A 12,760-nucleotide genomic window follows, 5' to 3' on the forward strand; every position below is an offset into this window, starting at 1 on the left:
TTGCACCAATTTCCTCACGACCACGAATATCATGATGACTGTCGAACAGCCCCTGACCGAGCCTGGCAACCCTGGCCAACGCCACCTCACAGCCAACAGCGTGAAACTGTTCCGGGTATTCAATCACTACCGGCTGGCCATCAGCGTACTGCTGGTGGGTCTGATGTTCCTCGATCCCTCGGAGTTCGGCACCCAGTTCCAGATGCCCGGCTACTACCAGGTCGGCGTTTTCAGCTACCTGTCGCTGAATGTGTTCCTGGCCCTGGTACTTCTGGCCGGATTTCGCCCCCATCCCCGGCACGTCATCCTGTCCATTCTGCTGGATATCCTGTTCATGCATGCCTTCCTGCTGTTCTCGTCGGGCATTTCCAGCGGGCTCGCCAATCTGGTGATCGTTTCCGTGGCAGCGGGCAACATCATGACTCCGAGCCGCATCGGCATCCTGTATGCAGCGCTCGCCACGATCTGCTCACTCGTGATGTCGACATGGTCGGTCCTTACCCTTGATGCCAATCCCGATAGCATCGTACGCGCCGGCATTCTCGGCGTCGTCTATTTCGCCGTTGCCCTTATCCTGCAGAACATCACCCTGCGGCTGACCCGTAGCGAGGCACTGGCCACCTCCCGTGCCCACAGCCTTCAGGAAATGGAGCACATCAACCAGCAGATCATCCAGCGCATGCGTACCGGGATACTGGTGGTCGATCGCTTCGGGCAGATCCGCCTGGCCAATGCCGCGGCGGAGGAGCTGCTGTTCGGCGTCACCGGCCAGCAGGACAAAGCCCCCTCCCCCAGGGGGAAAACGCTCCCCGTTCCGCTGCGGCAGCGCCTGGAACGCTGGCTCAACGACCCGGGCGCGCGGTCAGAGCCGTTCCAGGCCAGCGCGACATCGCCGCTGCTGCAGGCCAACTTCACTCAGCTCGACAAGCAACAGGGTGAGCATGTGCTGATTTTTGTCGAGGACATCAGCAAACTCACCCAGCAGGCCCAGCAAATGAAGCTGGCGTCCCTGGGGCGGCTCACCGCCGGCATAGCCCATGAAATCCGCAATCCTCTGGGCGCCATCAGCCATGCGGCGCAGTTGATGGCGGAGAGCAAGGAGCTCGATACTGGCGACCGCAAGATGCTGGACATCATCCAGCGCCATTCCCGGCGGGTAAACGGCATCGTCGAGAACGTGCTGGATCTCTCCCGCCGACGCCAGGCCAACAGTGAGCTGATTGAGATCAAAGACTGGCTCTCGACGTTCATGGAAGACTATCGACAAACGGTGGACAAAGACGGCGGAGAGCCTGCCAAGATCCAGATTGACGTGGACGACGCGCTCCCCCCCGCCCGGTTTGATCCCAGTCAGATCGAACAGGTGCTGGTCAACCTTTGCGACAACGGCCTGCGGTACTCCCAACGACACACCGGTCACCGGTCGCTGTTGCTGCACGCCGGCAAGACCGCAGACGGCGAACGCAGTTATCTGGACATCTGCGATGACGGGCCCGGCATCAGCGACGAACACCGCAGCTCCATCTTTGAGCCATTCTTCACAACCGATAAGAGTGGCACCGGGTTGGGCCTTTATCTGGCCCGGGAACTGTGCGAGGCTAACCAAGCCCACCTGTCGCTGCTGGATAGGGAGCCTCCCGGCTGCTGTTTCCGGATCACCTTTTCCCATCACCGGCGACTGATTTAGTGGTCCCTGCGGCGCCCTGAAGCCATTCGCCGCAACAACCAAAGCAGGCATCAACCAAACAGACACGGGCATCAAGAGACTCAATGACCAATCAGACGGCCCTTATCGTCGACGACGAACCGGATATTCGCGAACTGCTGGAAATCACCCTGTCCCGCATGGGGATCACTACCTGGACCGCCGAAAATGTGACCTCGGCGAGGGCGTTGCTGGAGCAACACCAGCCCCAACTCTGTCTGACCGACATGAATCTGCCAGACGGCGACGGTATCGAATTGGTGCGCTGGATTCAGCAACACTCTCCCTGCACCCCCGTTGCCGTCATCACCGCCTACGGCAGCATGGACACTGCCATCGAAGCGCTCAAGGCTGGCGCCTTTGATTTCGTCTCCAAGCCGGTGGAACTGCCCCGGTTGCGCGACCTGGTGAACAGCGCCCTCAAACTCTCGTCCTCGGCACCAGCCGAGGAATCCAGCCAGGACGACCCGGGCCTGATCCTCGGGCAGTCGCAACGCATCCAGCGACTGCGAAGCCAGGTCCGCAAGCTTGCCCGCAGCCAGGCACCGGTGTTCATCAGCGGTGAATCCGGCAGCGGTAAGGAGCTGGTGGCCCGCATGATTCACCTGCAAGGGCCTCGCAGCGAAGGCCCCTTCATTGCGGTGAACTGTGGCGCCATTCCCTCGGAGCTGATGGAGAGTGAGTTCTTCGGTCACAAGAAAGGCAGCTTCACTGGCGCCATCGACAACAAGGATGGCCTGTTCCGTTCTGCCCAGGGTGGCACGCTTTTTCTGGATGAAGTCGCAGACCTGCCCCTGCCCATGCAGGTCAAGCTGTTGCGGGCCATTCAGGAAAAAGCGGTGCGACCAGTGGGCGATACCCGCGAAGTGCCGGTAGATATCCGGGTGTTAAGCGCAACCCATAAAAACCTGCCGGAGCTGGTTGCCGAGGGCAGTTTCCGTCAGGACCTGTTCTATCGTATCAATGTGATCGAACTGGCGGTTCCGCCCCTGCGGGAACGGGCCGAAGACATCGAGTTGCTGGCACGGCACATCCTCGAACGTATCGCGCGGGATTATGAGTGCCCGCCGGCCACTCTGACCAATAACGCCATCGCCAGCTTGCAGAAATACCACTTCCCCGGCAATGTCCGGGAACTGGAGAATATCCTGGAGCGGGCCTACACCCTGTGCGAAGACGATCGCATTGACGCACCGGACCTTCATTTCGGCAATGGCGCCGAGGCGCCGGCGTTTCAGCCGCATTCAGCGTCTCAAGACACCGAGACACCGACAGCCCCGGACCTGCCGGAAGGCGAGATGGATCTGGAGGGGTTCCTCGAATCTGTCGAGAAACAGGCCATCGAAAAGGCCCTGGAAGCCACCCGCTGGAACAAGACCGCCGCGGCCAAGCGCCTGGGGATCAGTTTTCGGGCGTTGCGGTACAAGCTTAAGAAGTTGGGGATGGATTAGCCCCTCATCGCGCGTCGGAAGGCGCCTATCACCGAGCATAAGACAAGGATGTCATTATGAATACTGGATATCACCAAGGATTAACTCTTGTTGAGCTACTATTAGTTGTATCTATTCTCTCTATTACACTTGGCATTGGCATTCCATCAATCACACAATTGATAGAGAAAACTCACCGGCAGGATTCCCTTTACCAATTACTCAACGGCCTGAGCTTTGCGAGAACCGAAGCCATAACCCGAGGCACTGTTGTAACACTCTGCCCACTGGATAACAAAAACCAGTGCTCCAATAACTGGAACCAACCGATCACTGTATTCTCAGACCCATTGAAAAAACGAGAGCTTAGCGATGCAGACGCAATTCTTCGCATTATCGAGCCGCCAAAATCTGGAAAACTTTATGGCAGGACGGGTATTAGGCGACACTTCGGGTTTCGCCCTACAGGTATGGCACGCGAAAGTATTGGCCATTTACTCTGGTGCCCAAACGATCGGCTTGCGGAAAAAGCCTTTCAGATCAGGATCAACATGGGCGGGCGCCCGTTAATTGCGGAGGACGCTGACGGGGATGGCATCGTTGAAGACACCTATGGGCAAAATATTCGCTGCCCATAGGTTTCCACTAGCAAGGTAGCCTAAGATTAATCATCCCAGTTAACCCAGTTGGTGCCATCTCGCTGCCATTCGCGAACACCATTGGAAAATAGACGAAGATTTCCATCTCCAGCTTGAGCGCCTTTAGGCGTGGCCACAAGGGTGTAGCTATTTCGGGTAGCTGCACCTATCGTTAAGTCGTAGAACTTCGTCGAACCCTCTAGGGGCGCCTCTGTCGCAAAAATATCTGGCACCCCCGTGTCGGCACCGTTTCTTGCGGCCCCCAGATAGCTGTTGCGGTTGTCAGTGTAGTATCGTTCCATCGCCACACCAAAGGCTGTGAGCGCCGCCTGCGCATCAGAACGGCGCCCTTTTTCAACAGAGCTCTGATAAGCAGGGAAGGCCACTGCAGCTAGAATGCCTGCAATCGCAACGACAATCATAATTTCTATCAGGGTGAAGCCCCGACTCTGAGCGGGCCTGGCTCTTGCCAAGCCCGCAACTGCGTTGTTCAACATAGCACTTTCCCGCGACTAATCAAGGAGTTCGTGCCAACCAAGACGCCGGGTGCTAGCGTTACTAGACCGCAGGTCTGTCAAGATCGGAGTTTTATTCGCGTTACTATCCGGGGCATACAGCAGGTTATCGATGAAAGACAGCCCGGTAATAATACCGTCTCCATGATACATACCCGCCCAGCCTTCGTCGTTAGCATCCAGTATGCCATCATTGTTGACATCAATAACCGGCTTGACACTGGTAGCGCCATCGAACGCCAGCGCAGTCAGGAATGAACTGCCCCCTCCCCCACAGGGGTCACCGCTTGTCGGAATGGTTGATGAAAAGACCACAAAGTCCCCTCGCACCGCTGGAGATACGGCAACACGCTCACCAGATGTTGGCAGGTCAACGTACCATCCAAACGAGGTGTTCCAATCCAACTGCCCACCATCAGTCTTACGAACAGGACGGGCTTCCCCATCAACCGTGACCGTACCGGTAGAAACTGTCCTCTCGGTCAGGTCATCGCGACGCAGTCGATTACCACTGGAATCTGCTGCGGACCCGCGGTCGTTAATGCCATAGAAACTCTGGCTGGGAGGCGTCGCACCCGCTGCTGGGATATCAGAGGCCTCAAGATACCTACCGGTGCCGAAGAACACCAACAGATTCGGCGAACCCAAGTCTTTTTTAACGGTATTGCGAGCAACGTCCGGCTGCGCAGAAATCGGTTGAGCATTCCCCAGACTGTCTTTGGCCACAAACAGCGGATCACCGCCGTAAAGCACGCCCCAGTTTGAACGACCACCAGTCAGGTCGATGGCCCACAAACGGCCTTCGAGATCACCAGCATAAGCCCTGTCAGCAACACCATCACTCTCATCGTTGGACAAGGAATCTTGATAGTCGGCAAGTCGGGCCGGCGATAGACCATCCCCGGATGCCACTTCAATAAACTCATAGTTAGCTGGATCTCCGATATCCACCACAAACAATCCGTTCTTTCCGCTAGGGGCATTATAGCCATTGCTGAAAACCGCACTCCAACGATAATCATCAGCACCCCAATTAATCAATGCAATCTGCACAGCATCCGTCATATTGCCCAGATCGCTATTGCCAGAAAACTCCCACATAACGGTGTTACCCGCATTCGCTGCCGAAAACTGGGATGGATCAGTCACGTCCAGGGCAAATATGCCGGGAGTAGCCCCCCGAGAACCGCCAATTACAATTGAACGCCAAGCACCGTTCACATAAACGTCAGATGTATTTAATGGTAGATCCACATAACTTTGAAAATCCAAGTTTGGATTGGTTAACGCACTCAACCCCTTGTCCGCATCAGAGGAATACAGGAAGCTGGGAACGTAACCTAGGATCTCCTCGCCAGTCTCCGCATTGAACCCATGGAGCATGCCATCGTTAGCGCCGACGTAGACCGCCTTCGCACGGCTCGCTTTGTCGACCTTAAAGGTACTGTAGGGGGAGCCTCCAAACATGCTCTGGTCAGGCCAGATACGATTCGGCTCGCCAACATAGACCGGGGAAGAATTGACTATCGCTCCCAGGCGACTCTTGCGTTCCCGAAACTCCACTCCCTCTGCCTTCTTCACATCATTGCCCACGATAAACGACCAGCGGGCTTTACCCAGCGCTTCGGAACCTCCTGCCTTTAAGTCATCTTTCTGGGCTGCAGTCAGGTTTGCCCAGTCAAATTCAACGCCGCCACTTCCATTATTTGTCAGAATCAAGCGCGGACTGGCCGTAAGATCACGAGCGTCGAGCTTCGTCGCAGCATCCCATTTCAGACTGCTCACCACTCCATCTTTATCAATGGCCTCAGCCCGAAGCGTGCCAGTCCAGATCTGAGACGTAAACTGCGCACTGAAGATGTAGCCACCGCTCTTGAGCGAAGTGGTGTTGAAACTAACATTGGAACCATTACCCAGCTGTTGCTGAACATCTCGCATCGCCTTCTTTAACGACGACACAAGAGCGGTTGTGGATTGGGCATCATAATACTCGCCCTTCCCATTAACCGCAGCGTGATAGAGGTCGTCAATTTGCTCATCTCCCGAACCAGAAAGGGTCAATGAAGACCAGTCTGGCGGTGACTTATGTGCGTCAGCAACGTTAAAGTGGCTGATGCCAGCATACTTCTCCCCCTTCATCCCCAAAGCAACCGTATAAGTGTTCATATGGTGCTCGGTATTACAATCCATTTGAGCGGTTTCAGCACCAGTGCCACACTCTGGCGGCGTACGGACTGCACCATCGGGAATGATTGAACCATTAGTCCGCAAGCCCTGGTAATAATAGTAGGCAATATCCGCAAGCGTATCCGAGTTGCTATCGCCAAACGGCGCCGACGCATTTTGATCCGCATTACCGGCGTCGGTGCTTCCGGGATGCCCGTTAGCAAACCCATCGGTAAAGAGCAGTGCAAAGTTCTTACGACATTCCAGGTTGCCTCCACGCACAGCGGACTTCGCATACTCTTTACCAACATGCTGTAGAGCTTTTCGGGTCGGCGTCCCTCTTCCAATATAACTTCCATCATCGAACAGGGCGTACTGGTCATTGAGAAAACTTCCAATACCACCTGCCGTATTTGCAGAGTACATTCTCGAACTCATGTAATACCGGTCGTTCAACCCCGTAGCTCCCAATCGCAGATCCTCGAGGCCCTCAACTGATTGCGACACTGCGGCTCGAATCGCCTGATGACGGCGTCGATAATACGAGAACCAGTTGGCAAAATTGGTTTGCTGGGAAGCCAGTGAATCTCCGGTCAACTTTTGCACCAGAGCTTCATTTCCAGCCACCAGCTCCAACCTCAGAAGACAGGCACCATCCCGGGCCAAACCCCACTGCCGGTTTTCAAACAGGTTGCCATTCTCATCTCTATAACGGTATTTAGCGTGATCGCTCGTCCAGCTGCTATACCAGTTTTCTGCCAACGTCTTGCACGACAGCGTTTCCTCAACCGTCTCAGGTACGGTGACGATGCCTCGCTTCTTAGTTTGCCAACGACCTTTTATGCAAAGGCTGCGATCCCAACGATGAACACGCCAACCCGACGGGCAGTCCGCATATTCCGTATGCTCAGGAGTAACCTTTTCAACCACACCCAAGTCGGTCTTTAAAAAGACCGTTGCCGGGATATTGTCCGTGCCAACCTCCAGCTCGTCCTTGGCCGTCAAGTCTGCGGTTTCCGAGCTGTTACCAAACCCCGGATCTAGTTTGGCATTGGTAATCGACTGATCGGAAAAGTTTCTGGAACCTGCGGACGTCCAGGGGATGTATTCCGCAGAGGGGTCATAATATTGAAGGTTATAGGAAGGCGAATAAAAGAAATAGGTATTTCGCTGCATGGAATATATCGGGCGATCATGGTACAACCTTTTCCCAGATTTGTAACCAGATTGATATCCTGGATCGAACAAGTAACCCTGATTCCAAGAGCCGGTCATACCACTTTGCTGAGGAACTAGCAGTTCCCAATCCATACTTCCGGAGTCATCGATTGCGAATATCACATTGTGTTCAACCGGCGCATCGATAAATAGTGGTCGGTCGACCACTACCGTCGTAGACCAACCTGCCACGGGCCAGGCCAAAAACAGAGCCACGAGACCACTTTGCAAAACTTGGCGAAAAACGTTTCGAACTGTCATAACTCTTCTCCGCGAAACCGCTCTTACATTATTACTCGGTACGAAGGACATAAGCTTCCACCGCTCGACCGGCCTGTCCCGAGGCGCCCCGACTGAAGGCCACAATCCGATACACCCGTCCGTTCGCCGTGACCTGCTGACTACCGTCTTCAACATCCCCCGTGCCCACACCAAACTTGCCCTGGGTAAGAGACGACGACACCGGAGTCTGCTTAATAAAGAACCTGGGAGCCTCCGCCAATAGAGCCTCACCGGCGCTATCCCTGGGCATCAAGCCTCCCCGCGTTCCGTTCCCGTCCCCCCCACCAGAAGGCGCGACCCAGGTTTGAGGGTTCAATAAGTCAGTGGGTGGAGTGTCCGCTTCACTGTAAAGGCCCTTCGTGTTGTCAAAGGTCGGCAGAGTCGCCCCATTCAGCAAACTCTCGGCATCCCTCAGTGCAGCTTCGGCACCCTCCAGGGCAATCTGGGCGTCTCGCTGGGAAGACACCATCCGCTCTTGGGTTGAGGTTCCCTGCATGCTCGACAGGGCCAGCACAGTCAACACCAGCAATATGACCAGACTGACCAAGAGGGCAGCTCCCCGCTGTTGAGAGGGGGAGTAGGATCGTTTATTAATCATCGGCAGCTCTCTCCTTACGGGGCAGCAGACAGCAGACGATTCCGTATGCTGTAAGTTGATGTGTATACCCTGTAGTAATGGCGATCATCGGCGTTAGCAGGCGTCCAATTATTGCCGCCAGAACAGTCGGTCCATGCCGGAAAGCAGGCATCCTGAAGAGACCCTGCCACCCTGTCCTCAGGGCTTCTCACCAGTAGACTTACCCTTACAGCCTTTACATAGGTCGCTGAGGTATTGTTGATCGTCGCAAGATTGGCCGCATCTACAGCGGTCCAGGAATTGATAACGTTGTCACCCTGCGGGCCGGATCCAACCTGCATCTGCATATCAATAACGTCAGCGACGATCTCCTGACGGTTGATCAGGCCTCCCCCACCTATGCCTTCATAAACCAATGAGCGGCGACCATTATCATCTCGGATATAAAACCGCTCCGAAAACGGAACAAAAATGTCACCAGTGTTGTAAGTATCAGGAAAGCAGTTGGCGGAATTACTGCCATTCGGACAGGAGCCAGAAGTATTCTTGATATTGCCCGGCACGACCGAGCTGCCGGTGTTGTGTTGCAGCTTTAACGATGTTTCATTAACACCCGAGAGCTGAAACACCACACCATTGTTACAGTCGGTCAGTAGGGCCACGCCACCGGTATCCAACAATCCCGCTGGCAAGCGCGAAACATCAATGACGGCGGATGAGGCGTTCATGCCCGTCATACTGATGCCCGGGCTCCTAGCCCCCTTTAACTGAATGACCGCAGTACCTGCTGCGGCATCCGTACCGTCACCAATATCAAACTGGACTGCGTCCGGGCTCGAGAAGTCATGAATGGCAGGATCATAGCCAGCATGACTTTCGTCGAGAACACTATCCACATCGGCGAAGTTCAAGCACCCCCAGTAGTCGGCGCTGCGGATTGTTCGCCCCAGGATATCCTGCGCCAGACGCCCCGATTCCTGTATGCGCCCAATCTCTTCAGCCATTCGAAACGAATCGCTGCTGCTTACAAACAACCGGGCGACACCGAGAGTCAATAGCAGGCCAAGCCCTGACGCAACCACCAGCTCAACCAGCGTTAGGCCGGACTGTTTAGCTATTCCATTCATTATTACAACCTCGTGATTAATGTATAGCTGGAGGTCCCCTCGCCGGCAGCACTACCCGAGGCAGCATCCAGATACATAATCCGCTCCGGCCAGGTTATTGTTACGGTGAACTCTTCACCACCTGAACCCAAACTGGTTTCAAACGTGGCACCGGGAAGGGTATAAGACATCGCTTCACACCATCCCTCAAACCTACCAGTCAGAGACCCACAGGATGCTGTCGTGCCGCCACTTGTCACGAAATCAGCGGGAGCCCCGGTTCTCGCCAACTCGGTCAGCTCCTGCGCGAACAAAGTAGCTTGGGTACGGAGTTCAGCATTGTTTATATTCTGAAGTGACAACAACTGGATAGCAGCAGCCCCCAACAAGCCAATACCAAGTATCAGCACGGCGACCATCACCTCAACCAGAGTAAAACCTTGTTGCTGACTTTGTTGCATGGACGTTGTACAAAATGTCACAACTTACTCTCCTTACGGACACGTTGCGCCGGTGTTGTTATTGACACGCATCTGTCCACCAACGTTAACTCCAATATCAATAGCGTCTGTTCCCGTCTCGCCGCATACCCGATAGTCAAACTGCTGACTTGCCATTCCCCGCCCATTGAATAGTAAATCTGCGGCCGTGGCAGGCGTGATCTGACTCACGGCTATTGTGCCAGGCAGATCGTTGGTGCTACGTAATAGCTGCGTAGCTGTAGCTGTCCCGGCCTTGCAGGCAGTGATCGAAGCCTGAACACAAACCGAATAGCCAGCATTGGTATCACTGGTATCACGTGCATACACAGCCACAGCATTACCTCGCCGGATCGCTTCTGAGCGGGCGAAATTGAGAAGACCAACCATGTCATTAACTGCTGCAGCCCGCTGGTTGGTATCAATCATTCGGCCAAAATTCGGCACGGCGATTGCGGCTGCGATACCAACCAGTACCACAACGACCATCAGCTCGATCAACGTAAACCCATGATGCGCTCTATAACTGCGCATAAGCCAGCTCCCTAGGATATCTATACAGTTAAAGGATAAAGACACATAAAAAAACCGCCAGCTGTCTTCGACAAGTGGCGGCCTGAAGCCGACGAACGGAACACCGGCCTGTATAACGAGAACGCGGTCACACCTCCACCGCATCAATCCGCAACTCTTTGGGCATGGAGAACACGATGTTCTCCTCCCGTCCAGCTACCTCTTCGGGTAGCTCACCGCCCAGATCCTGCAGGCGTTTGACCACATCCTTGACCAACACTTCCGGAGCCGAGGCGCCAGCGGTGACGCCGATGGCCTGCTTGCCCTGAAGCCATGCCGGGTCGATCTGGCCGGCTTCGTCCAGCAGGTAGGCCGGCGTGCCCATGCGTTCGGCCAGTTCCCGCAGGCGGTTGGAGTTGGAGGAATTGGGAGAGCCCACCACCAGCATCAGGTCGCAATCACCCGCCAGCTGTTTGACCGCATCCTGGCGGTTCTGGGTGGCGTAGCAGATGTCGTCCTTGCGAGGCCCTTCAATATCGGGGAAACGGGCCCGCAGGGCGTCGATGACCCGGGCGGTATCGTCCATCGACAAGGTGGTCTGGGTGACGTAGGCCAACCGGGACGGGTCCTGCACCTGCAACTGCGAAACGTCGGCGTCATTCTCGACCAGGTAGATGGCGCCACCGTTGCTGTCGTCGTACTGGCCCATAGTGCCCTCCACTTCGGGGTGGCCGTGGTGGCCGATCAGCACACACTCGCGACCGTCGCGACTGAAGCGCATCACTTCCATGTGGACCTTGGTTACCAGTGGGCAGGTGGCGTCGAAGACTTTCAGGCCACGCTGTTCCGCTTCCCGCTGCACGGCCTGGGAGACGCCATGGGCACTGAAGATGACGAGATGATCATCGGGTACTTCGTCCAGTTCGTCGACGAAGATCGCGCCGCGATTGCGAAGGTTTTCCACCACAAAGCGGTTATGCACTACTTCATGGCGAACATAGATCGGAGCGCCAAACACGTCCAACGCGCGGTTGACGATCTCGATGGCGCGATCAACGCCGGCGCAAAAGCCACGGGGGTTGGCGAGTCGGATCTGCATGCTGGGTTCCTGCAACGGCTGGGATCGGGTTGGCGGCTCAGTGGGTCGGCTGGGCCGGTTCCACATCGAGGATTTCGACCTCGAAGATCAGTGTACGCCCTGCCAGAGGGTGGTTGAAGTCCACCGTGACCTGGTCACCTTCCACCTTGCTCACCACGCCCGGCAGCTCGGACTGGCGGGCATCGGCAAAGGAGATCATGACACCGGGCTCGAGCACCATGTCAGCGCTGAAATCCGAGCGCTGGAACATCTGCACGTTACTGGGGTTATGCTGTCCGAAACCCTTTTCAGGCGGTACCTCGAAGTCACCGCGCTCGCCGGCGCTCATCCCCATCAGGTAGGCCTCGAAGTTCTCCGGCAGATTGTCATCGCCAATCTCCAGACTGGCGGGCTCCTTGTCGAAGGTGGTATCGATCACCTGTCCATCGGTGAACTTCAGGGCGAAATTCAGGGTGACCCGGGTCCCCTTGTCAACGGCAAGGCCTTTCATGATCAGTCTCCACTCGCTCCGGCGTCGTCCGCCGGCTTGCGAAACATATCCAGGATCATCATTGCCGCGCCAATGGTGATGGCGGTGTCCGCCAGGTTGAACGCGGGGAAGTGATAGTCCTGCCAGTAAAAGTGCAGGAAGTCGACGACATAGCCGTGGACCACCCGGTCATAGACGTTCCCCAGGGCGCCCCCAAGGATCAGCGCAATGGCCACCGCAATCCAGGTTTCATCACGCTTGAGGGATTTCAGCCACAACACCAGGCCAACGCTGACCCCCAGGGCCAGTATCACAAAGAACCAGCGCTGCCAGCCCGCAGCATCAGCCAGAAAGCTGAAGGCCGCGCCAGTGTTGTGCAGCAGGGTCAGGTTGAACAGCGGAAACACCGGCACCGGGTCCGCGTAGGTCAGCAGCGAGCTGGCCAGGGCCTTGGTGCCCAGGTCCAGCGCGATGACCAGCACCGCCAGCCAAAGCCAGCGGAGCTGAATGCCCACATCCTCAGACGGGGCCGGTTGGGTCTTGCTACGCTCGGTCATGAGCTG

General features: G+C 56.0%; 12 protein-coding genes and 1 pseudogene. 3 read left to right on the plus strand and 10 right to left on the minus strand.

Annotation, left to right across the window (positions count from 1 at the left end; all coding sequences use genetic code 11):
* The first annotated feature begins 31 nt into the window (after positions 1-31).
* The 3 genes from J2887_RS17025 (at position 32) to J2887_RS17035 (ending at position 3,773) form a co-directional block, all read left to right on the plus strand.
* A complete protein-coding gene (locus J2887_RS17025) occupies positions 32-1,687 on the plus strand; it encodes an ATP-binding protein (protein ID WP_227172279.1) in 1,656 nt (551 codons plus the stop codon).
* 83 nt (positions 1,688-1,770) lie between these two features.
* Positions 1,771-3,156: a sigma-54-dependent transcriptional regulator gene (locus J2887_RS17030; RefSeq protein ID WP_227172280.1), complete on the plus strand. Its 1,386-nt coding sequence runs from the start codon at positions 1,771-1,773 to the stop codon at positions 3,154-3,156.
* A gap of 56 nt (positions 3,157-3,212) precedes the next feature.
* Positions 3,213-3,773: a GspH/FimT family pseudopilin gene (locus J2887_RS17035; protein WP_227172281.1), complete on the plus strand. Its 561-nt coding sequence runs from the start codon at positions 3,213-3,215 to the stop codon at positions 3,771-3,773.
* Between the two features lie 26 nt (positions 3,774-3,799).
* On the opposite strand, the gene J2887_RS17040 is transcribed toward J2887_RS17035, so the two are convergent.
* The 10 genes and pseudogenes from J2887_RS17040 to lspA all read right to left on the minus strand — a co-directional run bounded on the left by J2887_RS17040 (position 3,800) and on the right by lspA (position 12,754).
* On the minus strand, positions 3,800-4,270 hold the full coding sequence (locus J2887_RS17040) for a type IV pilin protein (protein WP_324197224.1): 471 nt from the start codon (positions 4,268-4,270) through the stop codon (positions 3,800-3,802).
* A 15-nt stretch (positions 4,271-4,285) separates the two neighbouring features.
* Positions 4,286-7,933, minus strand: a complete 3,648-nt coding sequence (locus J2887_RS17050) for a pilus assembly protein (RefSeq protein ID WP_227172282.1) — start codon at positions 7,931-7,933, stop codon at positions 4,286-4,288.
* A 31-nt stretch (positions 7,934-7,964) separates the two neighbouring features.
* Positions 7,965-8,204, minus strand: a complete 240-nt coding sequence (locus J2887_RS17055; RefSeq protein WP_227176194.1) for a hypothetical protein — start codon at positions 8,202-8,204, stop codon at positions 7,965-7,967.
* Between the two features lie 171 nt (positions 8,205-8,375).
* Positions 8,376-8,552, minus strand: a pseudogene (locus tag J2887_RS21870) (PilX N-terminal domain-containing pilus assembly protein); the annotation flags it as partial.
* 14 nt (positions 8,553-8,566) lie between these two features.
* Positions 8,567-9,658, minus strand: coding sequence for a PilW family protein (locus tag J2887_RS17065; RefSeq protein WP_227172283.1), 1,092 nt, complete (start codon positions 9,656-9,658; stop codon positions 8,567-8,569).
* 2 nt (positions 9,659-9,660) lie between these two features.
* Complete coding sequence (gene pilV / locus J2887_RS17070) at positions 9,661-10,119, minus strand: type IV pilus modification protein PilV (protein WP_227172284.1); 459 nt, start codon at positions 10,117-10,119, stop codon at positions 9,661-9,663.
* A 12-nt stretch (positions 10,120-10,131) separates the two neighbouring features.
* Positions 10,132-10,650 carry a GspH/FimT family pseudopilin gene (locus J2887_RS17075; protein ID WP_227172285.1) on the minus strand — a complete coding sequence of 173 codons (519 nt, stop codon included), beginning with the start codon at positions 10,648-10,650 and terminating at the stop codon, positions 10,132-10,134.
* A 127-nt stretch (positions 10,651-10,777) separates the two neighbouring features.
* Positions 10,778-11,728 carry a 4-hydroxy-3-methylbut-2-enyl diphosphate reductase gene (ispH, locus tag J2887_RS17080; protein WP_227172286.1) on the minus strand — a complete coding sequence of 317 codons (951 nt, stop codon included), beginning with the start codon at positions 11,726-11,728 and terminating at the stop codon, positions 10,778-10,780.
* A gap of 37 nt (positions 11,729-11,765) precedes the next feature.
* Positions 11,766-12,218 carry an FKBP-type peptidyl-prolyl cis-trans isomerase gene (fkpB, locus tag J2887_RS17085; protein WP_227172287.1) on the minus strand — a complete coding sequence of 151 codons (453 nt, stop codon included), beginning with the start codon at positions 12,216-12,218 and terminating at the stop codon, positions 11,766-11,768.
* Positions 12,219-12,220: 2 nt separating this feature from the next.
* Entirely contained in the window at positions 12,221-12,754 is a 534-nt protein-coding gene (lspA, locus tag J2887_RS17090) for a signal peptidase II (RefSeq protein ID WP_227172288.1), read from the minus strand.
* Positions 12,755-12,760 lie beyond the last annotated feature (6 nt).

It is taken from the genome of Marinobacter sp. CA1 (assembly GCF_020546665.1).
GTDB classification, from domain to species: Bacteria; Pseudomonadota; Gammaproteobacteria; order Pseudomonadales; family Oleiphilaceae; genus Marinobacter; species Marinobacter xestospongiae.